The sequence below is a fragment of the Mesorhizobium sp. M0184 genome (genome assembly GCF_040322215.1).
Taxonomy (GTDB): domain Bacteria; phylum Pseudomonadota; class Alphaproteobacteria; order Rhizobiales; family Rhizobiaceae; genus Mesorhizobium.
The window spans coordinates 99495-125170 of record NZ_JAMYSZ010000009.1; the positions used below are offsets into that span (position 1 = coordinate 99495).

The 25676-nt window shown below is 63.6% G+C and carries 27 protein-coding genes, 1 tRNA gene and 2 pseudogenes; 12 read left to right on the forward strand and 18 right to left on the reverse strand.

Going from position 1 to position 25676, the window contains the following annotated elements:
• The first annotated feature begins 53 nt into the window (after positions 1 to 53).
• Complete coding sequence (locus NKJ23_RS13585; protein WP_352680624.1) at positions 54 to 767, forward strand: DUF805 domain-containing protein; 714 nt, start codon at positions 54 to 56, stop codon at positions 765 to 767.
• On the opposite strand, the gene NKJ23_RS13590 is transcribed toward NKJ23_RS13585, so the two are convergent.
• From NKJ23_RS13590 to leuD, 6 genes are all read right to left on the reverse strand, one after another.
• Complete coding sequence (locus NKJ23_RS13590; RefSeq protein ID WP_352680625.1) at positions 757 to 1209, reverse strand: GNAT family N-acetyltransferase; 453 nt, start codon at positions 1207 to 1209, stop codon at positions 757 to 759. The two genes, NKJ23_RS13585 and NKJ23_RS13590, sit on opposite strands and share 11 nt — an antisense overlap.
• A 38-nt stretch (positions 1210 to 1247) precedes the next feature.
• The gene (gene leuB / locus NKJ23_RS13595) at positions 1248 to 2351 is read right to left on the reverse strand and encodes a 3-isopropylmalate dehydrogenase (protein WP_352680626.1); all 1104 of its coding nucleotides are present in this window, start codon (positions 2349 to 2351) and stop codon (positions 1248 to 1250) included.
• 137 nt (positions 2352 to 2488) lie between these two features.
• Positions 2489 to 2839 carry a VOC family protein gene (locus NKJ23_RS13600; RefSeq protein WP_352570210.1) on the reverse strand — a complete coding sequence of 117 codons (351 nt, stop codon included), beginning with the start codon at positions 2837 to 2839 and terminating at the stop codon, positions 2489 to 2491.
• A gap of 51 nt (positions 2840 to 2890) precedes the next feature.
• Complete coding sequence (locus tag NKJ23_RS13605) at positions 2891 to 3274, reverse strand: RidA family protein (protein WP_352680627.1); 384 nt, start codon at positions 3272 to 3274, stop codon at positions 2891 to 2893.
• 125 nt (positions 3275 to 3399) lie between these two features.
• Complete coding sequence (locus NKJ23_RS13610) at positions 3400 to 4311, reverse strand: Ivy family c-type lysozyme inhibitor (RefSeq protein WP_352570054.1); 912 nt, start codon at positions 4309 to 4311, stop codon at positions 3400 to 3402.
• 56 nt (positions 4312 to 4367) lie between these two features.
• Positions 4368 to 4973 carry a 3-isopropylmalate dehydratase small subunit gene (leuD, locus tag NKJ23_RS13615; RefSeq protein WP_023680526.1) on the reverse strand — a complete coding sequence of 202 codons (606 nt, stop codon included), beginning with the start codon at positions 4971 to 4973 and terminating at the stop codon, positions 4368 to 4370.
• Positions 4974 to 5140: 167 nt separating this feature from the next.
• Here leuD and NKJ23_RS13620 point away from each other — a divergent pair, with 167 nt between their 5' ends.
• The 4 genes from NKJ23_RS13620 (at position 5141) to NKJ23_RS13635 (ending at position 6943) form a co-directional block, all read left to right on the forward strand.
• The gene (locus NKJ23_RS13620; RefSeq protein ID WP_352636469.1) at positions 5141 to 5566 is read left to right on the forward strand and encodes a GNAT family N-acetyltransferase; all 426 of its coding nucleotides are present in this window, start codon (positions 5141 to 5143) and stop codon (positions 5564 to 5566) included.
• A 92-nt stretch (positions 5567 to 5658) separates the two neighbouring features.
• Positions 5659 to 5970, forward strand: a complete 312-nt coding sequence (locus NKJ23_RS13625; protein WP_031213186.1) for an ArsR/SmtB family transcription factor — start codon at positions 5659 to 5661, stop codon at positions 5968 to 5970.
• Complete coding sequence (locus NKJ23_RS13630; RefSeq protein WP_352680628.1) at positions 5970 to 6416, forward strand: SRPBCC domain-containing protein; 447 nt, start codon at positions 5970 to 5972, stop codon at positions 6414 to 6416. Before NKJ23_RS13625 ends, NKJ23_RS13630 begins: the two co-directional genes overlap by 1 nt.
• Positions 6417 to 6454: 38 nt before the next feature.
• Positions 6455 to 6943 (forward strand): SRPBCC family protein, encoded by a 489-nt coding sequence (locus tag NKJ23_RS13635; RefSeq protein WP_352680629.1) that lies wholly within the window; start codon positions 6455 to 6457, stop codon positions 6941 to 6943.
• A gap of 29 nt (positions 6944 to 6972) precedes the next feature.
• Here the strand turns inward: NKJ23_RS13635 and NKJ23_RS13640 are convergent, their stop codons facing one another.
• From NKJ23_RS13640 to NKJ23_RS13660, 4 genes and pseudogenes are all read right to left on the reverse strand, one after another.
• Complete coding sequence (locus NKJ23_RS13640) at positions 6973 to 8139, reverse strand: NAD(P)/FAD-dependent oxidoreductase (protein WP_352680630.1); 1167 nt, start codon at positions 8137 to 8139, stop codon at positions 6973 to 6975.
• 30 nt (positions 8140 to 8169) lie between these two features.
• A complete protein-coding gene (locus NKJ23_RS13645) occupies positions 8170 to 9756 on the reverse strand; it encodes an ATP-binding protein (protein WP_352680631.1) in 1587 nt (528 codons plus the stop codon).
• Positions 9744 to 10435, reverse strand: a pseudogene (locus tag NKJ23_RS13650) (response regulator transcription factor). The gene NKJ23_RS13645 and the pseudogene NKJ23_RS13650 overlap by 13 nt, the downstream one beginning before the upstream one ends.
• Positions 10436 to 10439: 4 nt before the next feature.
• Positions 10440 to 11985 (reverse strand): annotated as a pseudogene (locus NKJ23_RS13660) (DUF4153 domain-containing protein).
• Between the two features lie 278 nt (positions 11986 to 12263).
• Here NKJ23_RS13660 and NKJ23_RS13665 point away from each other — a divergent pair.
• On the forward strand, positions 12264 to 13145 hold the full coding sequence (locus NKJ23_RS13665; protein ID WP_352680632.1) for an HpcH/HpaI aldolase/citrate lyase family protein: 882 nt from the start codon (positions 12264 to 12266) through the stop codon (positions 13143 to 13145).
• A gap of 28 nt (positions 13146 to 13173) precedes the next feature.
• Positions 13174 to 13380, forward strand: a complete 207-nt coding sequence (locus NKJ23_RS13670; protein WP_352458330.1) for a DUF1737 domain-containing protein — start codon at positions 13174 to 13176, stop codon at positions 13378 to 13380.
• 243 nt (positions 13381 to 13623) lie between these two features.
• Here NKJ23_RS13670 and NKJ23_RS13675 read toward each other — a convergent pair whose 3' ends face one another.
• Positions 13624 to 14046 (reverse strand): metallopeptidase family protein, encoded by a 423-nt coding sequence (locus NKJ23_RS13675; protein WP_352680633.1) that lies wholly within the window; start codon positions 14044 to 14046, stop codon positions 13624 to 13626.
• Positions 14047 to 14229: 183 nt separating this feature from the next.
• Here NKJ23_RS13675 and NKJ23_RS13680 point away from each other — a divergent pair, with 183 nt between their 5' ends.
• Genes NKJ23_RS13680 through NKJ23_RS13690 form a run of 3 tightly spaced genes read left to right on the forward strand, consistent with a single transcriptional unit; the run spans position 14230 to position 20028 of the window.
• Positions 14230 to 15303 carry an ImuA family protein gene (locus NKJ23_RS13680; RefSeq protein WP_352680634.1) on the forward strand — a complete coding sequence of 358 codons (1074 nt, stop codon included), beginning with the start codon at positions 14230 to 14232 and terminating at the stop codon, positions 15301 to 15303.
• Positions 15245 to 16723: a DUF6504 family protein gene (locus NKJ23_RS13685; protein WP_352680635.1), complete on the forward strand. Its 1479-nt coding sequence runs from the start codon at positions 15245 to 15247 to the stop codon at positions 16721 to 16723. The genes NKJ23_RS13680 and NKJ23_RS13685 overlap by 59 nt, the downstream gene beginning before the upstream one ends.
• Positions 16720 to 20028 carry an error-prone DNA polymerase gene (locus NKJ23_RS13690; RefSeq protein WP_352680636.1) on the forward strand — a complete coding sequence of 1103 codons (3309 nt, stop codon included), beginning with the start codon at positions 16720 to 16722 and terminating at the stop codon, positions 20026 to 20028. Before NKJ23_RS13685 ends, NKJ23_RS13690 begins: the two co-directional genes overlap by 4 nt.
• 42 nt (positions 20029 to 20070) lie before the next feature.
• Here the strand turns inward: NKJ23_RS13690 and NKJ23_RS13695 are convergent, their stop codons facing one another.
• The 4 genes from NKJ23_RS13695 to NKJ23_RS13710 all read right to left on the reverse strand — a co-directional run bounded on the left by NKJ23_RS13695 (position 20071) and on the right by NKJ23_RS13710 (position 22927).
• Positions 20071 to 20310: a Trm112 family protein gene (locus NKJ23_RS13695; RefSeq protein WP_023675986.1), complete on the reverse strand. Its 240-nt coding sequence runs from the start codon at positions 20308 to 20310 to the stop codon at positions 20071 to 20073.
• Between the two features lie 206 nt (positions 20311 to 20516).
• Complete coding sequence (locus NKJ23_RS13700; protein WP_352621884.1) at positions 20517 to 21188, reverse strand: LON peptidase substrate-binding domain-containing protein; 672 nt, start codon at positions 21186 to 21188, stop codon at positions 20517 to 20519.
• 163 nt (positions 21189 to 21351) lie between these two features.
• Positions 21352 to 22344 carry a thioredoxin gene (gene trxA, locus NKJ23_RS13705; protein WP_352458335.1) on the reverse strand — a complete coding sequence of 331 codons (993 nt, stop codon included), beginning with the start codon at positions 22342 to 22344 and terminating at the stop codon, positions 21352 to 21354.
• A gap of 85 nt (positions 22345 to 22429) precedes the next feature.
• Positions 22430 to 22927, reverse strand: coding sequence for a prolyl-tRNA synthetase associated domain-containing protein (locus NKJ23_RS13710; protein ID WP_352680637.1), 498 nt, complete (start codon positions 22925 to 22927; stop codon positions 22430 to 22432).
• Positions 22928 to 23157: 230 nt separating this feature from the next.
• Between NKJ23_RS13710 and NKJ23_RS13715 the strand changes: the two genes are divergently transcribed.
• A tRNA-Gly gene (locus NKJ23_RS13715) sits at positions 23158 to 23232 on the forward strand.
• A gap of 96 nt (positions 23233 to 23328) precedes the next feature.
• Here NKJ23_RS13715 and NKJ23_RS13720 read toward each other — a convergent pair.
• Together NKJ23_RS13720 and NKJ23_RS13725 are read right to left on the reverse strand one after the other, a co-directional pair.
• The gene (locus NKJ23_RS13720) at positions 23329 to 23838 is read right to left on the reverse strand and encodes a hypothetical protein (RefSeq protein WP_352680638.1); all 510 of its coding nucleotides are present in this window, start codon (positions 23836 to 23838) and stop codon (positions 23329 to 23331) included.
• 176 nt (positions 23839 to 24014) lie between these two features.
• Positions 24015 to 24158 (reverse strand): hypothetical protein, encoded by a 144-nt coding sequence (locus tag NKJ23_RS13725; RefSeq protein ID WP_352680639.1) that lies wholly within the window; start codon positions 24156 to 24158, stop codon positions 24015 to 24017.
• 236 nt (positions 24159 to 24394) lie between these two features.
• On the opposite strand from NKJ23_RS13725, the gene NKJ23_RS13730 reads away from it, so the two are divergent.
• Positions 24395 to 25330: a helix-turn-helix domain-containing protein gene (locus NKJ23_RS13730; protein ID WP_352680640.1), complete on the forward strand. Its 936-nt coding sequence runs from the start codon at positions 24395 to 24397 to the stop codon at positions 25328 to 25330.
• A 5-nt stretch (positions 25331 to 25335) separates the two neighbouring features.
• Here the strand turns inward: NKJ23_RS13730 and NKJ23_RS13735 are convergent, their stop codons facing one another.
• Positions 25336 to 25659 carry a helix-turn-helix domain-containing protein gene (locus NKJ23_RS13735; protein WP_352680641.1) on the reverse strand — a complete coding sequence of 108 codons (324 nt, stop codon included), beginning with the start codon at positions 25657 to 25659 and terminating at the stop codon, positions 25336 to 25338.
• Positions 25660 to 25676 lie beyond the last annotated feature (17 nt).

Below are 25676 nucleotides of genomic sequence, written 5' to 3' on the forward strand. Positions count from 1 at the left end.
GGTCTGCCGGAACTTTGCACAGTCTGGGGCGGGGAAATGGGGGTGGGCAGGACATGCGCGGCGAAGTTCTTCATTACGACGAAGACCAGGGTTTCGGCTTCATCACCGGAGCCGACGGCAACCGCTACACTTTGGCGCGCGAAGATTTGCGCCGCGAAGCATCGGTTGCCGGAGGTACGACCGTCGAATTCCAGCCGGCTGGCGGACGGGCACGCGATGTTTTTTCGATCCGCGCCCAACCTGCCAGTGCGCCCGCCGACGCCTCCACTGCAACCGCCGCGCCGTCTCAGGCCGGCAATGCGCCCGCGGCACGTCAGCCGCAACATTTCGGCCGTTCCGCTGAACAAAATCCGGCCGAATCGGCCGGCCTGTGGAACTATTTCTGGCTGGGTCTGACCGAGAATTACTTCAACTTCGCTGGCCGTGCCTGCCGCAAGGAATATTGGGGCTATTGCCTGTTCTGGACGATCGCGCTGATCGTGGTCATAGGACTCGGCGTCTTTATCGACGACGCCATGGGCAATCTCGACAACAGTGAACTGCCGGCAGTAGCGGTCGGCCTTTTCGGCCTCTTTCTGCTGGCGACAGCCCTGCCGTGGTTCGGGCTCAACGTGCGTCGCCTGCACGACATCGGCCTGACCGGCTGGCTCTTCCTGCTTTTCCTGATCCCGACCTTCGGCACCGTGATCATCCTGATCTTTGCGCTGATCCCGACCCAGCCGCGCGAAAACCAGTGGGGTCCGGTGCCGGCGGGCGTCAGGGTTTAGCGATCGCCTTCAGCGCCTCGCTCGAAAGCCTGAGGAAGACCTTCTGGCCCTGGCGCTCCGCGCCGAGTCCGACGTAGAAGCGCAGCGCGCCTTCGTTCCAGTCCTCCGTGGTCAGATCGATACGGCCGATGCCTTCGCGCATGCAATTGCCGGCGAGGAATGCCATCAGCGCTCGACCGACACCGTCATCGCGGGCGGTATCGCGCACGAACAGGTCCTTGAGGAACAGCAGCCGCTCGAGATCGATGCCGGGATGCGCGATCGCAACCGAGGCCAGCCCGCAAACTTCGCCATCGACGAAGGCGAGCGCAAAATGCGGATAGGATGGGCTTTCGTCGCCAAGCCATTTCTGCGCCGCCGACAAAACCTGGCTGGCGTCGAGTGGCGGTTGCCGGTAATGCACCGCCATCTCGCAAAGCACGGGTGGCGAGTGCCGCCGCATCCCCAGTCGTCGCCCAGCGGACGTCGACCGCCACAGGATCAGCCCAGGAACCTGGCGATGATCGCGTCGCCCATCTCAGCGGTGCCGACCTCGGTCATCCCCGGTGAATGAATATCCCTGGTGCGCAAGCCCTGATCGAGCACGGCGGCGATCGCGCCTTCCAGCCGGTCGGCCTCTTCAACCATGCCGAAGGAATAGCGCATGCACATGGCGAAGGAGGCGATCATGGCGATCGGATTGGCGATGCCCTTGCCAGCGATGTCGGGCGCCGAGCCGTGCACCGGCTCGTAGAGCGCCTTGCGCTTTTTTGTCTTCGCATCCGGCGCGCCGAGCGAGGCCGACGGCAGCATGCCGATCGAGCCGGTCAGCATGGCGGCGATGTCGGACAGCATGTCGCCGAACAGATTGTCGGTGACGATGACGTCGAACTGCTTCGGCCAGCGCACCAGCTGCATGCCGCCAGCATCGGCCAACATGTGATCGAGCTTGACGTCGGCATACTTGGCCTTGTGCGTCTGGGTGACGACCTCGTTCCACAGCACGCCCGACTTCATCACATTGCGCTTTTCCATCGAGGTGACGTGATTCTTGCGCGTGCGCGCCAATTCGAAGGCAACGCCCGAAATGCGCTCGATCTCGAACGTATCGTATATTTGGGTGTCGATGCCGCGCTTCTGGCCGTTGCCGAGGTCGATGATCTGCTTAGGCTCGCCGAAATAGACGCCGCCGGTGAGCTCGCGCACGATCAGGATATCGAGCCCCTCGACCACCTCCTGCTTCAGCGAGGAGGACGCCGCCAGCGCCGGATAGCAGATTGCCGGCCTGAGATTGGCAAACAGCTCCATGTCCTTGCGCAGCCGCAGCAGACCCGCCTCCGGGCGCACCTCGTAAGGCACCGCATCCCATTTCGGTCCGCCGACGGCGCCGAACAGCACCGCGTCCGACGCCATTGCCTTGGCCATGTCGGCATCGGAAATCGCCGCGCCATGCGCGTCGTAGGCGCAGCCGCCGACAAGGCCCTCATCGGTGACGAAATCGCTGCCGAGCCTGTCGTTCATGGCGGAAATCAGCTTCTTCACCTCGGCCATTGCCTCGGGGCCGATGCCGTCGCCGGCAAGCAGGAGAAGATTTTTCGAAGCCATGGGGAACCGTCCTGATTGTGTCGTGAGCCGCGGCCTTGCTAAACGCCAAGCGGCCGGCGCGCAAGCCTGCGGTTCAGAGCATCGGACCCAAAAGTGGAAACCGGTTTTGGGAAAATCCGATGCTCAAGACAAAATGCCTAGAGATGCGAAAGGATATTGACCAGCCTGCCGAACGGGTCGCGTACGAAGAAGCGCCGCACGCCCCAGGGTTCGTCCGCCGGACCGTATTCGATGGCAAAGCCGGCCGTCCTCATGCTTTCAAGCGCGGCATCGACGTCGTCGACTTCGATAGAGATGTCCGGCACCGGCGTTCCTGATCCCCCTTCGGCCATGAAACTGACCTGCACGGACATCGTCTCTTGCGAGCCGTAGGTAGCGATCCAGCCCATATCCATCTTGAGATCGAGGCCGAGCACATCCTGATAGAAGGGTTTTGCCGCCGCGATATCCTGCGTGTCTATGTTTGCAACGATGCGCCTGACCTTCACCATGGGCCGATCCTCGTGCTAACCGTGTCGTTGTCGCAACCGTGACAGGCATCAGGCTGTGCGCCGCAGCGCCGTCACCTCGATCTCGATCTTCATCTCCGGCTTGTTGAGCTGGCACACGATCATCGTTGCCGCCGGCCTGATCTCGCCAAAGGCCTCGCCGAGGATCGGGAACACCACATCCACGAAAGCCGCATCGGTGATATAGTAATGCGCCCGCACCACATCGGCCGTCTCGAAGCCGCCGCCCCCGAGCGCCTTGGCGATCGTCGTCAGGCAATTGCGCGTTTGTGCCTCCACGGTCTCCGGCATCGACATGGTCGCATAATCGTAGCCGGTCGTTCCGGACACGAAACACCAGTCGCCCTGCACCACGGCGCGCGAATAGCCGGCGGTCTTCTCGAAGGGCGAACCGGTGGAGATCAGTTTTCGCATGGTGTCCTCCTTTTTTGCAGCGTAGGCGGTTTGGCGAAAGCGGCGGTGACGGCCGATCTCCCCCCAAGTGGGGGAGATGTCCGGCAGGACAGAGGGGCGCGCGAAGGATCGCGGCAGAACGATTTCTAATTCGGCGACCCCAGCGCCTTGTCCAGCGCTTCCTTGACGTCGGCCGGCCATGTACTCACCGCCGGCCACGCGTCCGGCTCGGGCTTGTCGCCGCGGCGGGCGAAATACAGCTTGTGCTTGACCGGGTCGACCGCCATGAAGCCGTCATTGCCACCGCAATCATGCGGCACGCAGCCGCTGGCAAAGAAGGCACCCGACGCGGTTTTTTCCGTGCCGCCGCCGACCAGCAGGCTGGTCGCCATGTCGGGCATGTCCTTGCCGAGCAGCGTCTCGGCTAGCCTGTAGACGGCCTCGTTGTGAAAGGCATCAATGATGTTGTCGTATTTCGACGGATCGATGTCTTTCCAGTCGGTGCCCGGCTCCGGCATGTAGGTCAGATTACCGGACGTCGTCAGTCCGTCCGTCGGCGACCATTGCAGCGCCGGCTTGGAATCGCCCGGCAGCAGATAGGGTACGAAATAGACGGCGCTGTCGGAGATCGCGGCCGGCGGCGCGCCGCATTCATCCTGCTCGACCGTGGTCGTCTGGATCGCACCGCCCTCCGGCTTCCACACGATCACCTTGGCCGGGCCGCACTGGTTGCCGCCGTCGCCGACATCGACCAGCGCCACCTTGACGCCGCCGACCTCGACGATCTTGTCGAAGAAGACGTCGTAATTGCGCGCCAGTTCCTTGCCGTCGAAGGCGAGTACCCGTTCCCCGTATTCTTCCTCCTGGGTGATGGTCAGCTGGCCGCCCTCGAACGGGATCGGCGCCTGCTTGTCATCGTCGGCGGCGGCTGTGTCGCTGGCGCCTTGATCTGCCGCTGGCGCTTCCGTGGCGGGCGTCTGCGTCTGGGCATAGACGCTCGCCGGGGGCAGCAGCATCAGCGGCAGTCCGCAGGCAGCGGCAACAAGCAAGCGTGTCATCACATCCCTCCCCGGACACTTGGCGTAGAGGCTGACCGTCGGCGCGGCTTTAGAGCCTATGCCCAGGGCCGCAGCTCGGCGTTCTTCTTCTCGAACGAAGCGATGGCGCCGGCCTTCTCCATGGTCAGGCCGATATCGTCGAGGCCGTTCAAGAGGCAGTGGCGCTTGAATTCGTCGAGGTCGAACTTGACCACGCCGCCGTCCGGCCCGCGGATTTCCTTGGCTTCGAGATCGACCGACAGCGTCGCGTTGGAACCGCGCGAGGCATCGTCCATCAGCTTCTCCAGGTTTTCCGGGCTGACGGTGATCGGCAAGATGCCGTTCTTGAAGCAGTTATTGTAGAAAATATCGGCGAACGAGGTCGAGATGACGCAGCGGATGCCGAAATCGAGCAGCGCCCACGGCGCATGTTCCCGGCTCGAGCCGCAGCCGAAATTGTCGCCGGCGACCAGGATCTGCGCCTTGCGGTAGGCCGGCTTGTTGAGCACGAAGTCCGGGTTTTCCGAGCCGTCGTCCTTGTAACGCATTTCGGCGAACAGGCCGGTGCCGAGCCCGGTGCGCTTGATCGTCTTGAGATAATCCTTGGGGATGATCATGTCGGTGTCGACATTGACGATCGGCATCGGCGCGGCGACACCGGTGAGCTTGGTGAATTTTTCCATGGTTCTTGCCCGTCTTCTTCTCGTTGCGGGGAATTGCTGGCGCCCGGTTTACACAATGCCGCGGGCAAATAAAAGACGGCTGTTTTTGGACTTCCGTCGTCGATCGAAATACAAAATCGGTACAAAACAGCTTCAAAACCACCAGCCCATGGTGCACTTTTGTCGACATGACAACGCGATCCACGATCCTTTATGCCAGCGAACCGGGCCTCGGCATCGCCGAGTTCCGCCGCGTTCTGGTGGAATCCGGCCTCGGCGAGACACGGCCCGTCGATGATCATGCCCGTTTGAAGGCGATGCTTGCCAGTGCCGACCTGGTGCTCACCGCGCGCATCGATGCACCGGGCAAGCCGCTGGTTGGTGTCGCTCGCGGCATCACCGACTTTTCCTGGGTCTGCTATATCTCCGAGCTCGCTGTTTCTGCATCGGCGCAAGGGCTGGGTATCGGCAAGGGCCTGATGGATGAGGCACGCCGGCAACTCGGACCTTCCGTTGCCATCAGCCTGATCTCCATACCCGACGCCGTCGGCTTCTATGAGCGTATCGGCATGGAGCGCATGCCCAACGCATTCTGGTTCGGCCGCAAGCGCTGAAATCCACTCCCAGCGACCTCAACCCGCGCATTCTTGGCTAGGGTTCTGCCTCTTGACATGCAACCAAATGGTTGCATATTAGAGTCATGAGCATGGATGCCGTCTTTCGCGCCTTGGCCGACCCGACACGCCGGCGATTGCTGGACAGCCTTCATGCCAGGAACGGGCAGACGCTGAACGCGCTGTGCGGTGAGATGGACATGACGCGCCAGGCGGTGACCAAGCATCTGGCGATCCTGGAAGAAGCAAACCTCGTCACCACCATCCGCAAGGGACGCGAGAAGCAACATTATCTGAATCCGGTTCCCATCAACGAGATCGCCGAACGCTGGATCGGCAAATTCGAGCGGGGGCGACTGGGCGCCCTCAGCGATTTGAAGAAACGCCTCGAAAGGGAAGACTGATGAGCAACATTTTCGTTTATGTCACCTACACCCGCACCTCGCCCGAAAAACTCTGGCAAGCTCTGACCGAGCCGGAGTTCCAGCGGCAATATTTCCTCGGCGCCCAGATGCTAAGCGACTGGAAACAAGGTTCGGCGTGGAAGATGGTTTACACCGACGGCCGCGTCACCGACAGCGGCGAGGTCCTCGAGATCGATCCACCCAAGCGCATCGTGCTCAAATGGCGCAACGAGTTCATGCCCGAGGTCAAGGCGGACGGCTACACACGCTGCACCTTCGCCCTCGAGCAGGAGGGCGAGATGATGAAGCTCGCCATCACACACGAAGCCGATGGACCGCACAAGCTGCTTGGCCATGTGGCGAACGGCTGGCCGCTCATCCTGTCCAGCCTGAAGAGCTTGCTCGAAACCGGCAAAGGCCTGTCGCGCCCGGCGTCGAAGGCTTGAGGTCGTTTCGATAGCGAAACGTTTCTGGAGGACAGGTGATGCACGGTTCCGCGGTGCACAGCATAACCAATGGCGAGACCGTCATGGCGAGCGCCGATGTTTGCGCGCCGCCCGAGCGGATATTTGACGCGCTCGTTACACGCGAGGTCGAGCGCTGGTGGGGGTCCGCCAGGACCTACCGGATGACCGGATGGGCGGCCGACCTCCGCGTCGGCGGCCGCTGGAGCGTCACCGTCGAGACGGCGGCCGGCAGACACCTGCCCGCCAGTGGCGAATTCCTGGAGATCGAAGAGCCGCGCCGGATCGTGCAGACGCGCAGATATGACTGGGATCATCCGACGCTTGGCCGCCGCGAAACCAAAGTCGCCTGGCTGCTGGAGCCGATCGCCGGCGGCACGCGCGTCACCATCTGCCATGGCGGCTTTGCCGGCCTCGCTGCTGCCGCAACGGAGCACGCGGAAGGCTGGGGTAGGGTGCTGGGCTGGCTTCAGGCGTATCTTGGTGCAGGCGGCTTGGTGGCGGCCTAACCCAACGGTAGCATCCCTTCGCGCCAGCGTTAAATTACATTCAATTCCCGAAACGGCCGCCCGTCGGCGATCCGGCTGTACCCGAACGCCGAGCAATCCACCGTGCGATAGCCGCCATGCACGATCAGTTCGGCCAGCGCCTTGCCGACCGCCGGAGCCTGCTGCAAGCCGTGGCCGGAAAAACCGTTGGCGAAGAGGAAATTGCCGGCCTCCGGGTGCGGGCCGATCACCGCGTTCTGGTCGAGCGTGTTGTAGTCGTAATGGCCGACCCAGGCGCGCGTCGGCTTGATCGCCTCGAAGGCTGGAATGCGGGTCGCCAGCACCGGCCAGATCACCTCTTCGAACAGCGGCCAGTCGGGGTCGAAATCGGCGGGGTCGGCGGGGCCGTCGCCTTCTTCCGGCTCGGCGCCGCCGGTAATGTAGACCGAACCTTCCGGCCGGACATAGATGCCGCTCGGGTCTACCAGCAGCGGCATGTCGTCATATTTCTCGCGCGCCTCGAAGACGAAGACATTGCGCTTGCGCGGCTCCACCGGCAGCGCCAACCCGGCCATCGTTGCCACCTTCCCGGCGTTCGGCCCGGCGGCATTGACGACGATGCCGGCCTCGAGCCGCTCGCCATTGTCGAGGGTCGCACCGGTGACGCGGCCGCCTTGCCGCTCCATACCGGTCACCGACGCCGTGATGAAATCGATGTTCTTGCTCCGCAGTGCCTTGCGGAACAGCATCAGCATCGCATGCGCGTCGAACCAGCCTTCGCCGCTGCGGCCATAGGCGCCGGCGGAAATGCCCTCGACCGACAGCCACGGAAAGCGGCGGACGAGCGCCTCCGCATCCTCGAGCACGATGTCGGCGCCCTCGGCCATCTGCGCCTCGTGGTTGGCCCGCAGGATCGGCAGCCCGTTCTCGCCGGCAAGGATGAGGTAGCCACCTTCGCGAAAGCCGATATCGGCGTCCGCGCCAAACTCTTCCCTGAGCCGCCGGAACAGTTTCAGCGTGAATTGCGACAGCCGGATGTTTTCCGGGATCGAGAACTGCTGGCGGATGGAGGCGCAGGACAGCGTGGTCGCGGCGCGGGAAAATTGCGGGTCGCGCTCGACAAGCGCGATCGAGCCCGAAAACCCTTCCTCGCGCAGGTAATAGGCAACCGACGAGCCGACGATGGCTCCGCCGATGATGACGATGTCGTAATGCACCTTTTCGCCCTTCCGGTCTGAATCGCCGAGTCACGCCGCCGGCAGGATGATCTCGAAGCGCGTGCCGCTCGCCGAGTCAACCAGCCGGATCGTGCCATCATGCGCTTTCAGGAGGGCCAGCACGATGCCGAGGCCCATGCCGGTGCCGCCGGAATCGCGGCGCGTGGTGAAGAACGGCTCGAAGATGCGGCCTCGGTTGCTGGGCGAAACGCCGGCGCCGTCGTCAGCGACCACGATGGTGGCCTTGCCGTCCGCTTTTGCGGCTGTGACCGATACCAGCGTCGCGCCGTGCCGCGCCGAATTGTCGATGAGATTGGCCAGCACGATCGCAGCGTTTTCGGCCGATATGCGCAGCCCGATCTCGGTGCCCGCCTCGACGCGCACCGCCAGCCTGTCGTCTGCCGGCAGCAGCGCCAATGACGCACCGAGCGACGTGTTTTCGCCGCTCGGCTCGAGATTTTCGGCGCGCGCCAGGTCGAGCAGGCGGCGCACCAGAAGGTTGAGCCGGCCGGCATCGGTGACGATATTGTCCGAAAACCGCCGCCGCTCGGCCTCGTCCATCGCGCTGCCCGAATCGCGCAGCAGTTCGGCAGCCCCCTGGATCGCCGTCAGCGGCGATTTGAGCTCGTGCGAGACGTGGGTGGCAAAGGTCTGGATGCCGTCGGAGCGTGCGTGCAGCTTTTCGGCCATGTCGAGGAAAGCAGCAGAGAGTTCACCCATTTCGCGCGTGCCGTGGTGATCGAGCGGCCTGATCGCCGCGCGGTCGCCGGCGGCGATGCGTTTCGTGCGTTCCATCAGCGCATAGATCGGACGGCTGACGGCGCGCAGGAAGACCAGCCCGATCAGCAGCGCGCCGCCGAGGATGGCGATTGCCGCCAGCGCCACCTTGCCGCGCTCGCCATAGAGATGCTTGACGATGTTGTTCGGCGTCCGCGACAGATAGACGACGCCGGCGACCTTGCCGGAGACCGCAACCGGCATGGCCACGAAGACGCGAACCTTGGTGCCGCGGCTGACCGAATAGAGCGGCGGCGACGGCTGGTCGGGAACCCGCAGCCTGAGCGCGCTGGCGTAGCGGCCGGCAAGCGCTGCGCGAACCTCTTCGACAGCCGCGAGCGACAGGCCGGCTTCCGCGCGGCCGGCGATGACCACACCTCTGGGGTCGAGCAGCCGGAAGCCAGCGAGCGTGGTCTTCTGCGTCTCGGCAAGAATGCCCGTCAGGCGTGCGCCGATTGCAGCGAAGGCGGGATCGGCGCTGGCCGCGGTGGCCGCGGGCCGGGTCGGCAGGATCCCGTCGGACGCAAGATCGAGGCCCGGTTCGATCGGCTGGTAGGGAGAGGCCCGATCGCTGGTGTTGGGTGAAGGCACGGGTGCGCCTAGCTTTTCCGGGGCAATGCCGGCCTCGCGAACCTCTTGCGCATAGATCGCGGCAAGGGCGGCGCCTTGGGCGATCAGCTCGGCCTCGGTCTGCCGGATCAGCTGGTTCTCGTAGAGCCGGAAGAAAAACAGGCCGGCCAGCGGCAGCGCCATTACCATGATCAGGATGGCGATGACGACCGTGGCGAGGCGAGGCCGCCATTTGCTGCCAATCAGTTCTTGGGCGCTCACGCGCCGCATCCGCCCAGCCGAAAACCGACGCCGTGCACGGTCTCGATCGCATCGACGCAGCCGACGGCCGCCAGCTTGGCGCGGATATTGCGGATATGGCTGTCGACGGTGCGGTCTGCGACATGGATATTGGCCGCATAGGCGTTGGCCATCACCATGTCGCGGCCAAGCACATGCGCCGGCCGCGCCAAAAGTCTTTCAGGATCGCGAATTCGATCGACGTCAGCGCCAGCGGCTTGCCGTCGAAGCTGGCTGTATGGCTTGCCGGAACCAGCAACAGTCTGCCATGCGAGAATTGCCGGTCGTCGGCTAGTTCCGGCGTGGGCCGAGCGCGGCGCAGAATGACGTTGACGCGGGCGACCAGCTCGCGCGGGCTGAACGGCTTGGTGACATAATCATCGCCGCCCATCTCCAGCCCGAGGACGCGGTCGATCTCTTCATCCCGCGCGGACAGGAACAGCACCGGCAGGTCGGATGTGTGGCGAAGCCGCCGGCACACTTCCAGCCCGTCCATTTCCGGCATGCCGATATCGAGCACGACAAGATCGGGAGCACGGCGTTCGATCGCCAGCAAGGCAGCCGCGCCGTCCGGCACCGCCAGCGTTTTCATGCCGGCCTTTTCCAGCGCGAAGCAGATGATTTCGCGAATGTGCGGGTCGTCGTCGGCGACCAGTATGTGGTGCGGCATCAAATCAGCGGCCCGGCATGAAGGGTTCGGACATCGGAGGAACCACGAACGGGCCACGCCTGTCGAGGGCGCGGTTGAGCCGCCAGTCACGAAAGCTCCAGCCCCGCCAGTTTTCCTGGCCGGCGCAGAAGCGTGCTTCGTCCTGTGCATACCAGCCGGCGAGTTCGCGGATGGAGGCATCCTCTGCGGAAACCGTCCTGCTCTGGTGCTGGACGAAGCGATCGAGCGCCGGCAAGGCGCCGGGCCCGAGCGAGCGCAGGTACCAGACGTCGAGCTGGGTGCCTTGGCCGGTCATTTCGAAGCAATGGTCGACATTGTAGTTGGCGATCAGCGCGGCAAAGTTGATGAACGAGCAGGCATAGAGCGTCGCCGATAGCGTCAGAAGATTGGCGGCAAGCAGCGCATTCGTTGGACTTTCCGCGCGCGATGCGGGCTATGATCAGGACAAGGCCCGCCGCCACCAGCCCCATCCAGACGAACGCAGCGACACGCCAATAGGTCAGCGCATAGATACCGATATAGAGATCGAGCCGCAGGATCGACGAGATCACCAAGAGGATGTTCTGCGTCACCCAAGCATAAACCAGCCGGCGGATGAGCGGATCGCCGGAGGTCGCGCTTCCCGGCCGCAGCGCCGCCAGCACGAAGCCGGCGGCCAGCAGCGCCGTGACGATCAGCGGGTAGGCGCCGCGATGCGCGTAGGCGGCATAGGTCAGCCCGTCGGGAAGCGCGATGCCGCCCCACAGATAGGTGGCGTCGAGTGCGCTCTGCACCGCGAACAGGATGTTGAAGACGACGAGCGCGCGGAGGATAGCGGCCTTGCCGAAGACGATGTCCTCGATGGTGGTCCTGGTGGCCGGCGTCGCCGGTGCGCTGGCTGGCGACACCCTGCGGCGGCGGAGAAAGCGCGGCAGGCGCGGCCGCAGAAAGGCCCAGACGCAGGCAAGCACGAACAGCCAGAAGGCGAGACGTGGCAGCTGGACGAGGTCGAGCAGTGCCATCAGGTCGATCAGCGAGAACCAGTATTCGATGACCGGATTGGCGGCGCCGAACAGCGCGAGGAACACTGCGCCGAGGCTCAGCGGCATGACCCAGACGGCGATCGCCGCAAGGCGCACGCGCCGCCGGCCAAGCCGCCGCGCCGCCATGCGCCAGCGGAAGAAATCAAGGACGAGCCGAAATGGCGTTGCAAGCAGGAACAGCGAGAGTTGGCCGGCAATGCGGGCAAGGCCGCGCCGCAACCGTCCGGCCAGTGAAAGCGCGAAGATGGCCGTCGCCGCCAGCGCGATCGAGACGGACAGTGCGCTGACATTTTCCACAAGCGGCAGCAGCGCCATAAACAGCGCAACCGGCTTGAACCAGAACCTGCCATCGTTGAAGGCGCCGAGAGGATGGAGAGCCATGCTCGCAGCTGCAATCGCAACGCCGAACAGGAAAAGCGTGATGCCCGCCGGTTGGCCATAGAAGAAAAAATCGGCCAGCGCGACGAGCAGGACGGCAACGCCGAAGCGGCTGCAATAGCTCGGCGCCGCCGAGAGGAATACTATCATGATCGGGCTTTCTCGGCGGCTTTGATGCGGCCGGTGGGCGAGGATTTCCGGACGAAAGGGAGGAGGTTTGCCGAAGTCCGGGGCGGATCGACGAGCCACCAGCTTTCGCTGCGAAGCCGGTACGGCAGGGACCAACGGGAGTTCGTTTGCTCTTGCATGCCGCCCTTGTCGCATCCGGTCGGGTGGCAAGCGGGGCGGAGACGAGGAGATTTTCCGAAATTGCGTGCAGTTTTTATGCACGGCTTGCCTCGGCCGGCTGCAGACGGCATAGATCGGAGATGACCACCGAAAGCTACCGCCCGCGCCGCTCGGTGCTTTACGTCCCGGCTTCGAACGACAAGGCGCTGGCCAAGATCCAATCGCTGGCCTGCGATACCGTCGTCATCGATCTCGAGGACGCCGTCGCCCCGGCCGACAAGCCTTCCGCGCGCGAAAAACTGGCGGCGATTTTCGCCGGCCGTTCCAACCGGCGCTGCGAGATGGTGGTGCGCATCAATGCGCTGTCGAGCGAATGGGGCGGCGCCGACCTGCTGGCCGCGGCAAAATGCACGCCCGACGCCATCCTGCTGCCCAAGGTCGACACGCCGCGCGACATTCTCGAGGCCGGCGACGTGCTCGACGACAATTTTATCGCCGACAAAGTCAAGCTATGGGCGATGATCGAGACGCCCAAGGCGCTGCTCAACATTGGGCCGATTGCCGAGCTCGGCCGCGATCCGGCCTCTAGACTGGCTTGTTTCGCTGCCGGAACGAATGACCTGGTCAAGGACACCGGAATTCTCGCCACGCCCGATCGGCGCTATCTCGTTCCATGGCTGATGCAAATGGTGCTCGCCGCGCGTGCCGGCGGCCTCGACCTGCTCGATGGCGTCTTCAATGATTTTCGCGATATGGACGGGTTTGCGCGCGAGTGCACGGAAGCGGCCGCCATGGGTTTTGACGGCAAGTCGCTGATCCATCCGGCTCAGATCGAAGCCGCGAACCGCGCCTTTGCACCGTCGCCCGAAGCAATAGCCGAGGCGCGCGCGGTCAAGGATGCCTTCGCGCTCGCCGAAAATCCCGGTAGGGCGGTAGTTGCGCTGAACGGCAAGATGGTCGAGCGGCTGCATCTGGCACAGGCCGAAAAACTGCTGGCGAAGGCCGCCGCTGTTCGCGCATGACTAACGTAACTGACGACAGGATTGAAGAATGAAACTCTACCGCTTTCTGTCCGGCCCGGACGATGCCAGCTTCTGCCACAAGGTGACGGCGGCGCTGAACAAGGGCTGGCACCTGTTCGGCTCGCCGACCTATGCCTATGACAAGGAGGCCAAGACCATGCGCTGCGGCCAGGCGGTGGTGAAGGATATCGAGGGCCAGGAATACGGCCCCGACACCAAGCTCAGCGATTGGTAGACGATAAAATGGCGGCGAGACGTTGGCGGGACAGCGCCCCCCTCTGTCCTGCCGGACATCTCCCCCTCAAGGGGGGAGATTGGATGTCACGTCGGCTTTCGCCAATCTCCAATGTTAGAAAAAGGGCGCGGTCGGCGAAGCTGCCAATCTCCCCACTTGAGGGGGAGATGTCCGGCAGGACAGAGGGGGGCGTGAAGGAATGAGACGTCGGACTGTTGCGTAAGCTCAGCCGCTCGTGCCCGATCACTCCGCCGCTTCCTCGATCTTCTCCATATCGTCGTCCGACAGGCCGAAATGGTGGCCGATCTCGTGGATCAGCACATGGGTGACGATGTCGCCCAGCGTTTCCTCGTTCTCGGCCCAATAGTCGAGGATGGCGCGGCGATAGAGCGTGATGCGGTTCGGCCCCTCGCCGGTCTGCGGGTTCCAGCGCTCGGCGATGCCGCGCCCCTCGAACAGGCCGAGCAGGTCGAAGGGCGTTTCCAGCGAAAGGTCGTCCATGATCTCGTCGGTCGGGAATTCGGCGATCTGAATGACGATCTCGCCGGTCAACTTGCGAAACTCCTCCGGCAGATGGGCATAGGCCTCCAGCGCCAGGAGTTCCATTTCCTCCATCGTTGGCGAAAGCTGGTCGTGCCAGATGCGTGTTTGGTAGATGCGAGCCATGCTTTGTCCTTTGATCCCGGCATATAGGCTTTCAGGCCGGACTCGGCAAATGGTCGGGCTGGAGTGCCCGTGCCATGCCCCCACTACAGGAATAAATTCCCCATGACTCCGCTTGACTCTTCGGGCGGCCTCTGGAATCTATAAGAACATAACAGGAACAATTGTGAGTGGAAGCTGACCGTCATGGCGACAAGCGCCGTGGCGCGGGAGACTGTTTTTGCCCTGCGCCGCCAGATCGCGAAGATCGAAGGGACCTTGCCCGAGCGCCTGGAGGCGCCGGCCAGTTCGTCGTTTGACGCGGATGTCCCTCGTCAGAGTCTGACACCCTCTCGGCATCCGACACCCGCTCGGAATCTGACCATTGTCCGGCGCGGCCTCGCCGTGGCGCCGCCCGATGCGTTTTTGCGCACCGGCGCCGAGCGCCTCGATGCTGCGCTGAGCGGCGGCCTGCCGAAGGCGGCGGTGAGCGAGTTTCATGGCGCCGCGACCCGCGATGCCGGGGCCGTTGCCGGTTTTGCCTTGTCGCTCGTCAGCCTGATCCTCAGCCAGGGGCCGCGATTGCCGGTGCTGTGGATCGGCACATCCGAGGTTTTCCGCGAGGCCGGCTTTCCCTATGCCAGGGGGCTTCACGCCTTCTTCGGCATCGAGCCGGAGCAATTGCTGTTTTCCGAGGCGCCAAGGCTGCTCGATGCGCTGTGGATCGCCGAGGAGGCTGCCCGGATGACGGCACTGGCCGCCGTCATCCTCGAAATCCGCGGCAGCCCGCAGCGGCTTGACCTCACCGCGACGCGGCGGCTGCACGCCCGCGCGCAGAGTGCGGGCCGGCCGCTGTTCCTGCTGCGCCAGGCCGGCGAGCCCGAACCGACGGCAGCGCCCGTCCGCCTCATCCTGTCGGCGGCACCGGCGGCAACGCGTAAGACGCTTGCCGGGCCGCTCGCCGGCTCGATCGGCCGGCCCGCCTTCACCGTCGCCATCGGCAAGAGCCGCACGGCCTTGCCCGGAAAATTCACACTGGAGTGGAACCCCGATGAACGCATATTCGAAGAAAGACGGGGCGAGCAAGGAAGGTCTCAGGAATGGGCCCCAGAACGGCCAAAGAGTCCTATCCCTGTGGTTTCCGCATCTCGCCGCCGAGAGGATCCTGCGGCAGCGTCTGGGGCGGTCCTGGCGTTCCCGGCCGTCGGATCACCTGCCGCTGGTGATCAGCCATCGCCAAGGGAACACCCAGCGCATCGCCGCCCTCGACGAACGGGCTGAGGCGCTTAATCTGAAGCGCGGCATGGGCATAGCCGACGCACGCGCCATGCATCCCTCGATCGACATCGTGGAGGCCGATCCGGAGGCCGACCGGCGCCTGCTCGAAGGCCTCGCCGACTGGTGCGACCGCTATACCCCGCTGGTGGCGCTTGACGGGACCGACGGCCTCTATCTCGACGTCACCGGCTGCACCCATCTTTTCGGCGGCGAACGCTCGATGCTGGACGATATCCTGTCGCGTTTTTTCCATCAGGGCTTCGATGTCCGCGCCGGGCTTGCCGCCACGCCTGGTGCTGCCTGGGCGGCGGCGCGGTTTGCTGGCGACCGCATCGTGCCCGATGGTGAGGAGGAAGCGCTTCTCGCGCCCTTGCCGCTGGCGGCGCTGCGCATCGACCCGGAGGTACGCGCCAGCCTCGAAAGCGTCGGCCTGCGCACGGCGGGCGCCGTCATGGCGGCACCGCGCGCGCCGCTGGCCCGCCGCTTCGGCGCATCGCTGCTCTTGCGCCTCGACCAGGCGCTTGGCCGCCTCGAGGAGGCCGTGTCGCCGCGCCTGCCGGTGGCACCGCTTTCGGTCGAGCGTCACCTTGCCGAGCCGATCATGCTGACCGAGGACATCGAGCGGCTGACCGGCATGCTGGCGACCACCTTGAAGAGCGACCTCGAGCGTCGCGGCGAGGGCGCAAGGCGGCTGGCGCTGCTGCTTTTCCGCGTCGATGGCGGCGTCAGCCGCATCGCCGTCGGCACCTCGCGGCCTCTGCGCGAGCCGCGGCTGATCCAGAAATTGTTCCACGAAAGGCTTGCCGCGCTCGAACAGGATATCGACGCCGGCTATGGCTTCGATCTCGTGCGCCTTTCGGTGCTGACCGCCGCCGCCTTCGACATGCAGCAGGCCGACCTTGCCGGCGAGACGAGCGACGACGGTGCCGATATCGCGCTTTTTGCCGACCGTATTCGAGCCCGGCTCGGCGAAGGCGCGGTCTTGAAGCCGGTCGCCGTCGAGAGCCATTTGCCGGAGCGCGCCGTCGCCACCCTTCCCTTCACGGAGGCGCCGCAGAGAAGCTCGCCGCCGAAGCAGCCGGACAAGGCGAAGGACGCTCCTACGACCGTCTTCCAGCCGGAACGGCCGATCCGGCTTTTCCGTTCGCCCGAGCCGATCGAGGTGCCGGCCACCGAAATGCCGGAAGGCCCGCCTTTGAACTTCCGCTGGCGGCGCGCGCTCTATCGGGTCGCGCGCGCCGAAGGGCCGGAGCGCATCGCGCCGGAATGGTGGCGAGGGGCGGCGGGACGAGAAGATGCCCCGACCCGGGATTATTTCCGCATCGAGGATGCCGACGGCCGCCGTTACTGGCTCTATCGCCAGGGCCTTTACGGCGCCTCGCAGCCCTCGCCGCGCTGGTTCATGCATGGGATCTTCGCATGAATGCGCTGACGGCCAACCCCTATGCCGAATTCGGCATCCAGTCGAACTTCTCGTTTCTGCGCGGTGCGTCGAAACCGGAGGAGCTGGTGGTCGCGGCAAAATTCCTGGGGTTTTCGGCGATCGGTCTCGCCGACCGCAACACGGTGGCGGGCGTGGTGCGCGCCTGGCAGCAGGCCAAGGTGGAGGGTGCTTCCTATCATCCCGGCTGCCGCCTGGTTTTTTGCGACGGCACGCCGGACATCCTCGCCTACCCGCAGGATCGCAAGGGTTGGGGTCATCTCTGCCGCATGCTGACGCAGGCCAATCTGCGTGACGAGAACGAAAAAGGGGCGACGCTCCTCAAACAGAGCGATCTTCTCGAATGGGGCGATCTCCTGTCGCTCGCCATACTGCCGGATGTGTCGGCGGACGCGGAAACCAGCCTCGCACTCCTTAGCCGGCTCAAGGATCGTTTCGATGAAAACCTGCGGCTTGCGGTTTCGCCGGATTACCGCGGCAACGACCGCTTCCGTATCGAGCAGGCGGCGGCGATGGCGGAGCTGGCCGGCGTCCCGTTGATGGCGACCAACGATGTTCTCTACCATACGTCGGAACGGCGCCCGCTGCAGGACGTGCTGACGGCGATCCGCCTCAATGTGCCCGTCGCCGAGGTGGGGCTGGAGCTGGCGGCCAATGCCGAGCGTCACTTAAAGCCGCCGCTGGAGATGGCACGGCTTTTCCGCAGGCATCCGCAAGCGCTGGCGGAAACGCTGCGTTTTGCCGGCGAGCTGACCTTCTCGCTCAGTGACCTGCAATACAACTATCCCGACGAGCCGACGGAATCGGGTCTTGGGCCGCAGGCCGAACTGGAAAGGCTGGCCAAGGAGGGAGCCGCCATCCGCTACCCCTCGGGCGTGCCCGCTTTTGTGACGCAGCGCATCGAGGAGGAGCTCGCTCTGATCGAGCGCCTGAACTACGCGCGCTATTTCCTGACTGTCCACGACATCGTCAAATTCGCCCGCAGCCAGAACATTCTCTGCCAGGGGCGCGGCTCTGCCGCCAACTCGATCGTCTGCTTCTGCATTGGCATCACCGAAGTCGGCCCGGACAAGATCGAAACGCTTTTCGAGCGCTTCATTTCCGAGGAAAGAAACGAGCCGCCCGACATCGACGTCGATTTCGAGCATGAAAAGCGCGAGGAGGTCATCCAGTACATCTATTCCAAATACAGCACCAAGCGCACCGCGCTGGCCGCCGCCGTCGTCAGCTACCGGGGCCGCTCGGCGATGCGCGAAGTGGCCAAGGCGATGGGCCTGTCGGACGACGTCCGGGGCGCGCTGTCCAGTTCGATCTGGGGCTGGTCGACCTCGGAGCTCGGCGAAAAGGAGACAAAGGCCGGCGGCCTCGATCAGACCGATCCATCGACAAGGCATGTGATCGAATGCGCCAACGAGATCATGGGCTTTCCTCGTCATTTGTCGCAGCATGTCGGCGGTTTCGTCATCACCCGGGACCGGCTCGACGAGATCGTGCCCATCGTCAAGACGGCGATGGACGAGCGCAAGATGGTCGAGTGGGACAAGGACGATCTCGACGCGGTGAAAATCCTTAAAGTGGACGTGCTGGCGCTCGGCATGCTGACCTGCCTGCAGCGCGCTTTCACCCTGCTCCAGGATCATTATCCGCAGGCGCGGGACGAGTACGGCCTGCCCTATGTGCTGGCCACTCTGCCTGCCGAGGACAAGCATGTCTACGACATGATCTGCCGTGCCGACACGATCGGCGTCTTCCAGATCGAATCGCGCGCGCAGATGTCGATGCTGCCGCGGCTGCGGCCGAAAAGCTTTTACGACCTCGTCATCGAGGTGGCGATCGTGCGGCCCGGCCCGATCCAAGGCGACATGGTCCACCCTTATCTGCGCCGTCGGCAAGGCAAGGAAAAACCCGAATATCCCAAGCCGGAACTGGAAAAAATACTCGGCAGGACGATGGGCGTGCCGCTGTTCCAGGAGCAGGCGATGAAGATCGCCATCGTTGCTGGCGGCTTCAGGCCGGGCGAGGCCGATGAACTGCGCCGCGCCATGGCGACATTCAAGCGCACCGGCACGATCGGCAATTACCGCAAGAGAATGGTCGACGGCATGGTCGCCAAGGGCTACGAAAAAGACTTCGCCGAGCGCTGCTTCAAGCAGATCGAGGGTTTTGGCGAATACGGCTTTCCCGAGAGCCACGCCGCCTCCTTCGCCCTGCTGGTCTATGCCTCCTGCTGGTTCAAGACCTTCTATCCCGACGTGTTCTGCGCCGCGATCCTGAATTCCCAGCCGATGGGGTTTTACCAGCCGGCCCAGCTTGTCCGCGACGCGCATGACCACGGCGTCGAGATCCGCGAGGTCGACGTCAATTTTTCCGGCTGGGATTGCGCCTTGGAGAAATCGCCTTTCGATCCGGATCGTATCCTTGACCGCCATGCCCAGATGCGCGGCGTCATCCGGACCAGCCATGCCGTCCGGCTCGGCTTTCGCCAGGTCAAGGGCCTGTCGAAGGAGCGCATGGAAGCGTTTGTGTCGAGGCGCGGCGCCGGCTATGCATCCGTACGCGACGTCTGGCTGCGCTCGGGCCTCAACGTCGACGAGATCGAAAAACTGGCGCAGGCCGACGCTTTCCGGTCGCTTGGATTGAACCGTCGCGACGCTCTATGGGCGGTCCGCGCGCTCGACGGCAAGAGTGCCGCCGAAAAGCTGCCGCTGTTCGACCAGCCGGCGATCCGCTTGCGCGATCTGGAGCCTGCAACCAGGCTCCCGACAATGCCGCTCGGTGAGCACGTCGTCCACGACTACCGCTCGCTTGGCCTGTCGCTGAAGGCGCACCCGGTCGCCTTCCTGCGTCAAAGGCTGGATCGTTCCGGCGTCACGCCCAATGTGCGGCTCGGCCAGGTGCGGGACGGCCGGCGCGTTTCGGTCGCCGGCCTCGTGCTGGTGCGGCAGCGGCCGGGCAATGGCAAGGCGATTTTCCTGACGCTGGAAGACGAGAATGCGGTCGCCAACATCATTTTCTGGGAAAGGACTTTTGACCGCTTCCGCCCCATCGTCATGGGCGCGCGTCTCATCCGCGTCACCGGCAAGCTGCAATCGGAATCGGACGTCATCCATATCGTCGCCGAGAAGGTCGAGGATCTGACGCCGTGGCTGTCGGTGCTGCTTGAGCAGGCAAGGCCTGCGGACAGACTGTCGAGCAGTGCAGACGAGGCTCAGCCTGGCAGCATCGCGCAAACGGAACTATTGGGAAGGGCAGAGAAGGTCATGCCCAAAGGGCGCAATTTTCAATAGAGGCGCGAAAGATCGCCACGGAGCGGCTCTGAACCGCAGCACTCAGGGCGTTCCACCCAGGCGCGGCGGCGGTGGCATGGCATCATCTATGGTGATGACACGCGCTTCCGATGGCAGCATGATCGGAATGCCGTCCCGCACCGGATAGGCAAGCTTTGCCACCCGCGAGATAAGCTCGCCGCGCTCCGGATCCCAGGCAAGCGGCCCCTTGGTCAGCGGGCAGGCCAAGAGTTCCAGCAGCTTGGGGTCGACAGTCCTGTTCCCGTCACGTCCATCCGCCATTCGATCCATCCTTTTCACAAGGCAATCGGTTAAGGTTTCGAGCGCGGACTTCCCCTTCTCCCCTTGTGGGAGAAGGTGGCCGAGCGAAGCTTGGTCGGATGAGGGGTGTTCCAGCTTGGCACCGACGGCACTCCGTCCAGTACCCCTCAACCGTCTCGGCGCTGCGCGCCGATCCACCTTCTCCCACAAGGGGAGAAGGCAAGAACCTACTGCAAACTCGAACCGAAATCCTCATTGTCGCGCGCCAGCGCCATTTCGGTGATGGCGATCAGGGTCTCGGCGCGTGTCTTCAGATCGGCCGCTTCGAGCAGCGCCTGTTTCTCGGCCGGCCCGTAGGGCGCCATCATCGACAGTGCGTTGACCAGCATGGCGTTTTCGGCGCGGCTGACGCTTTCCCAGTCGGCCTCCAGATCGTTAGCCTGCAGATAGGCGCGAAACGCTTTGAGCAGCGCCGGCCGGTCGATCTCGGCGTCTGCCTGCTCCTCGTCGAGATCGGCGAGAAAGGGTGCCAACCGGCACTGCCGGAACGGTGTTTTGACCGTGAGCTCCTGGACAATACGGAACCGGCACACGCCCTGCAGCGAAATCAGGTAACGGCCGTCGCCGCTCTCGGACAGCGCAATGATGCGCCCGGCGCAGCCGACATTGCAGAGCGCCGGCTCGCCGTCGGGACGCAGCGCACCGTCAAGGCTGGGCTGGATCATGCCGATCAGCCGCGGCCCGGCGATCGCCTCGTCGACCATCTGCAGATAGCGCGGCTCGAAGATGTTGAGCGGCATGCGGCCTCCCGGCAGCAGCAATGCGCCCTCAAGCGGAAAGATCGGCATGGTCGACGGTAAGTCCGCAGCGAGCCGGTAATGCGCGTTTCCCGCCTGCACCTCAATCCTCCGATCGCTTTGTCAGGAAGCGCACCAAATCCGTCTCCTCCCGGCCGGCACAAGGCGCAACACCGGAAACCTGAAATCGAACGCCGTCCGAAAACCTAATCTGGCGCAGCCGCGGCTCACCGCAAGCCCGCGCGACAAAACAGTCTGCGCCGGCTCAGGAAAACAGCAGCGACGACAGTTTGCGCCGTGCCGACAGCGTTGCTTCGTCGGTCATGCCCCATGCCTCGAAGAGCTGCAGCAACTGGGTTCTGGCGCCGTCGTCGTTCCACGAGCGGTCGGCCTTGATGATCGCCAGCAGATTGTCGGCCGCCGCCATGCGATCACCCTTGGCGTTCTGGATCATGGCAAGCTCGAACCGTGCCTGGTGATCCCCGGGATTTTCGGCCAGCCGCCGTTCCAGTTCCGCCGGATTGCCGAGCACTGCTGCTTGCGCGGCGAGCGCCATCTTGGCCCGCAGCGCGGCGAGCTGGGGCGCATCCTTCTTTGCTTCCGGCGCCCGCGCCAGCACCGCCTCGGCACCTTCGGCATCGCCGGCTTCGAACAGCAGATCGCCCAAGCCAGCGATCGCCTCGATCGTCTCCGGCGCCTGTTCCAGGATGGCATCGTAAATGTCGGCCGCCGTCTGCACGTCCCCGGCGTCGCGCGCTTCGGCGGCCGCGGCCAGCGCCTCGGCAACTTGCGGCGCACCGCCGTTCTTGCCGCCGACCTTCTGGATGAATTGCGTGATCTGGCTCTCGGGAATGGCGCCCATGAAGCCGTCGACCGGCTGGCCGTCCTTGAAGGCAATGACCGCCGGTATCGACTGGATGCCAAGCTGGCCGGCGATCGATGGATGGTCGTCGATATTCATCTTGACCAGCTTGACCTTGCCACCGGCGGCTTTCACCGCCTTCTCCAGCAGCGGCGTCAATTGCTTGCAAGGGCCGCACCACGGCGCCCAGAAATCGACCAGCACCGGCTGGTGACGCGATTCCTGGATCACGTCGGCGGCAAATCCAGCGGTCGTTGTGTCCTTGATGACGTCGGCCGGCGCCTCCGCAAGCGCGACCTTCTCACGCGCGGCATCGGTGCCGCCATATTGCACGGTGGTGGCATACCGGCCGCCATTGCTGCCAAATGGGCCGCCAAAGGGGTTGCTATCACTCATCTCGTCGCCTTTCGGTCGCGCCGCCGGCCAAGGGACGGGCGCAACATCCTTCTTTAGAACCCGGTTTCAGTCACCCATGTGGCGATCATGCCGAGACTTTCAAGATAACAGCATCATGTCCGGTTGCCTCGACGAATTTGACCAGGTCCGCGGCAGCGATGGAAGTCGTCGCTTCGTTGGTCAGCGGGTGGGCATTGACCACCGCATGGCTCATCAGCTCCTCGTCCAAAACGACCTTGACCCTTCGCTCGGTGTCGTTGATCAGCCCGAACACCGTGACCGCGCCCGGGACGACGCCGAGAAGCTCCATCAGCATCTCCGGCCGGCCGAAAGACACGCGCCCCGCAGCGCCGATCAGATGGTGGATCTGCTTGAGATCGACCACCGCCTCCTCGTCGAGGCTGACCAGGAAGAAATTGTCCTTCTTGTCCTTGAGGAACAGGTTCTTGGTGTGGCCGCCGGCAATCTCGCCGCGCAGCGCCTGCGAATCGGCGACCGTGAACAGCGGCGGATGCCGCCGCGTCGATACCTCGATCCCGAGTCCGGCAAGAAAGGTGAAAAGTTCGGCTTCGGTCTTCGGCATCGGTCTTTCTTCTGATGGCCCGCTTTCAACGGCTTGTTCGGCTAACGCCGTTTACGGCCAATGATGCGGCCAAGACAAGCCCGTCGCGCAACGCGGGGGTGATTGCCTTGCGACGTCCCGAGGAGCGCTTCTCCGCATTGCCGGCGAAGCAAAAAGCCTGCGAATTCCCTGTTGCAATCGCCGCGCTCTTCAGCCATATAGGCGCGGCTTGCGGCCCAAAAGCCGCGTGAGCGGGTGTAGCTCAGGGGTAGAGCACAACCTTGCCAAGGTTGGGGTCGAGCGTTCGAATCGCTTCACCCGCTCCAAGTAACCTCACCGAAAAGGCCGCGGAGTTCCGCGGCCTTTTCGTGTTTTCAGGTGGTTGAACCGCAACGGTGGTGACGCTGCTCAGAAGGTTCGGGTTACACGCGGGTTACCAGCAGGTTTCCACTGCCGGCGATGTGCGCTCGCAGAAGATCGTGAACCTCCGAGATGGGAGGCGGGGCATTTCGTCCGCTCTGGGCAACGCTAGCTGTGACCTTTCCGGGAGGAGCCCGATCGAGAATACCCCGTCCTGAGTTGCGCCTTTTGAACGCCTGCAGAATCGACAAGAAGGGATGTTTCAGGTCATGCGGCCGGCAGCACTCGCCATAACGCCGATTTGATCCGCAGCTGCAAAGCTCGGCTTCCTTAAACTGGGTCAGCCTATAGTAGGGATCAGATTGGCCTAGTTCATCCAGCATCGCATACTGGCGGCCGGGCCACCGATCCAGCACCGCCAGGTGAAGGTGGCGAAGCGCCCATACGCTATAAATGTCCAGAAGCACGCACAAATCATCACCCGGCGACCAAGCTTTGTCGAGAACAGGGTGATAGGCGCAAACAGAGCCGTCGGGGAAATTGGTATGTCGCGGGCCGATCCATTCGACCAACCCATCTTGCTCCCAGAACGCCCATCCGCGCGGCTCCACCGCCGGTGTCTCCGGCAAGGCAATAAGGAATATGGCTTCCCGCCCTAGCCCCTCTAAGACGCGGCTGCGAGCGAGAAGCCATACTCCATGGTCATCGGGGAGGAGAGTTGCGCCGGGGTACGCCCGTTGCACATTCTCTAGCTGCCCACGGTAGCTGCCGGCGAGGCCGACGAGCCGTGATCCGGCACGGGGCGACCCTGATCGATCGGACGACCCTTGCCGTCGGGCGGACCCTTGCCGTGATCGGGCTGCGGGTCCTCGCGTTCTTTGCTGTTGCTCATTTCTTTGCTCCTGGACAGGCGTGGGCTGTGGGCTGAGAAACACTGTTCCCCGGTCCCCCACCATCACGGGCTGGCGCGCGTCCAAACCGTCGCCAATCCGCTGCAACTCAGCTTTCGCATCGCCGTTCAACACTACTTCCATTTTGCTTGCCGCTGTGCGAATCTGTGTCACCAGCACAACATGCGCGCATTACGGGTGACGTGTCAATGCGTGCTTATCGCACAGTCGGATCAAAATGGAAGAATTTGAAGCAAAGCTCGTCAGCGCGGTGCGCGAAAAGCGAGAGCGCGAAGGCCTTAGTATAAGGGCGCTGTCTGGGATCGTCGGGATCAGTTTCTCCACGCTGGCGCGAATCGAGCGGGGCGAAGGGTCGCCCGACAACAACTCCAAGATTAGGCTGCTCGAGTGGCTTGGCCCGGATGCTGATGAGTACGAGCTTGCCTTTGATCGAGTGGCATTCGTCCACTTCCGTGCCGGGAAGAACGCATCCTCCGGGACGGTTCAAACCCTACTGCGGGCCGCCGTGCGTCTTCGGCAGCACCATGCCGGGGGTGATGCATCTGAGCCGAGCAACGCGCCGACGGATGCTGAGGCTATCTCTATATCCAAGGAGGAACTAGAACATACGGCTGACGGTTTCCGAATGGACTTGGGATTGAAGAAGAACGACCCATTGGATCCGTTCTTTTTGGTGGTTGATTCAGTCACAGTAGAGCGGTTGAGCGGTTCGTCCTGCATCGATGAGAGAACAAAGGATACGCTTGCGGGACCATCGCGCAACGAGTGGTCAGCAATGAGCATCCCTTTGAACGCAGCCCAGGATAGCTGGGTGGTATTCCTGAACGACTACCATACCGTTGAAAGACAACGAGTAACACTGCTTGAAGAGTATTGGCACATCCTTTCAGGGCACAAGCTGACTAAGATCGCAAAGATTGCGGGCTCCTTCGGCCGCACATACGACAGCGCCGAAGAACACGACGCCTATTTTCTAGCATCGGCGACGTTGCTTCCACGGGATGCGGTCAAGTCCATGGTGTTGGACGGGAGGAGTGCCGCCGACATCGCATCCGCTTTCGGGACCTCGCCAGAACTCGTTGAATATCGAATAAAGCGACTCGGACTTTGGCGCGAGCATATCGGAAAAAAGGTAGTTCTCGCCGCTCGCTAACATTGCTAGGTTCGTTCAGCGGCCAGCGCTTCCACAATAATTCTGGCACGCCGAAGGTCCTCACCTTCAAGAACAACCAAGGCAGCCGCTGCTCGTTCACGTTCGAGTTCGTCAGGCACCGTTGCCCGTTGTTGATCCACAAGCAGATCGTTTGGGCTTGAGGCCAAGACGGCTGCGATTTTCACAAGCGTGGCAAGGTCTGGTTCCCGCCGACCGCTCACATAATTTCCATATCGCCGCTCGCTCAAACCCGCTCGGCGAGCCACTTCTGCATTGGAAAGTCCAAGCTCCTCGGCCCGACGCCGGAGATTTGTCGCGAACAGCTCCATACGAACGAAATGTTCAT

Excerpts from the sequence above, each read along its gene's own strand:
- NKJ23_RS13690 (WP_352680636.1), top strand. The coding sequence starts at position 16,720 with ATGAATGCGCTGACGGCCAACCCCTATGCCGAATTCGGCATCCAGTCG.
- NKJ23_RS13665 (WP_352680632.1), top strand. The coding sequence starts at position 12,264 with ATGACCACCGAAAGCTACCGCCCGCGCCGCTCGGTGCTTTACGTCCCG.
- NKJ23_RS13625 (WP_031213186.1), top strand. The coding sequence starts at position 5,659 with ATGGATGCCGTCTTTCGCGCCTTGGCCGACCCGACACGCCGGCGATTG.
- NKJ23_RS13725 (WP_352680639.1), bottom strand. The coding sequence starts at position 24,158 with ATGAGCAACAGCAAAGAACGCGAGGACCCGCAGCCCGATCACGGCAAG.
- trxA (WP_352458335.1), bottom strand. The coding sequence starts at position 22,344 with ATGAGTGATAGCAACCCCTTTGGCGGCCCATTTGGCAGCAATGGCGGC.
- leuB (WP_352680626.1), bottom strand. The coding sequence starts at position 2,351 with ATGGCTTCGAAAAATCTTCTCCTGCTTGCCGGCGACGGCATCGGCCCC.
- NKJ23_RS13695 (WP_023675986.1), bottom strand. The coding sequence starts at position 20,310 with ATGGCGGATGGACGTGACGGGAACAGGACTGTCGACCCCAAGCTGCTG.
- NKJ23_RS13675 (WP_352680633.1), bottom strand. The coding sequence starts at position 14,046 with ATGGCTCGCATCTACCAAACACGCATCTGGCACGACCAGCTTTCGCCA.
- NKJ23_RS13605 (WP_352680627.1), bottom strand. The coding sequence starts at position 3,274 with ATGCGAAAACTGATCTCCACCGGTTCGCCCTTCGAGAAGACCGCCGGC.
- NKJ23_RS13730 (WP_352680640.1), top strand. The coding sequence starts at position 24,395 with ATGGAAGAATTTGAAGCAAAGCTCGTCAGCGCGGTGCGCGAAAAGCGA.
- NKJ23_RS13735 (WP_352680641.1), bottom strand. The coding sequence starts at position 25,659 with ATGGAGCTGTTCGCGACAAATCTCCGGCGTCGGGCCGAGGAGCTTGGA.
- NKJ23_RS13630 (WP_352680628.1), top strand. The coding sequence starts at position 5,970 with ATGAGCAACATTTTCGTTTATGTCACCTACACCCGCACCTCGCCCGAA.
- leuD (WP_023680526.1), bottom strand. The coding sequence starts at position 4,973 with ATGGAAAAATTCACCAAGCTCACCGGTGTCGCCGCGCCGATGCCGATC.
- NKJ23_RS13635 (WP_352680629.1), top strand. The coding sequence starts at position 6,455 with ATGCACGGTTCCGCGGTGCACAGCATAACCAATGGCGAGACCGTCATG.
- NKJ23_RS13610 (WP_352570054.1), bottom strand. The coding sequence starts at position 4,311 with ATGACACGCTTGCTTGTTGCCGCTGCCTGCGGACTGCCGCTGATGCTG.
- NKJ23_RS13585 (WP_352680624.1), top strand. The coding sequence starts at position 54 with ATGCGCGGCGAAGTTCTTCATTACGACGAAGACCAGGGTTTCGGCTTC.
- NKJ23_RS13645 (WP_352680631.1), bottom strand. The coding sequence starts at position 9,756 with ATGCGGCGCGTGAGCGCCCAAGAACTGATTGGCAGCAAATGGCGGCCT.
- NKJ23_RS13620 (WP_352636469.1), top strand. The coding sequence starts at position 5,141 with ATGACAACGCGATCCACGATCCTTTATGCCAGCGAACCGGGCCTCGGC.
- NKJ23_RS13590 (WP_352680625.1), bottom strand. The coding sequence starts at position 1,209 with ATGCGGCGGCACTCGCCACCCGTGCTTTGCGAGATGGCGGTGCATTAC.
- NKJ23_RS13680 (WP_352680634.1), top strand. The coding sequence starts at position 14,230 with ATGGCGACAAGCGCCGTGGCGCGGGAGACTGTTTTTGCCCTGCGCCGC.
- NKJ23_RS13670 (WP_352458330.1), top strand. The coding sequence starts at position 13,174 with ATGAAACTCTACCGCTTTCTGTCCGGCCCGGACGATGCCAGCTTCTGC.
- NKJ23_RS13710 (WP_352680637.1), bottom strand. The coding sequence starts at position 22,927 with ATGCCGAAGACCGAAGCCGAACTTTTCACCTTTCTTGCCGGACTCGGG.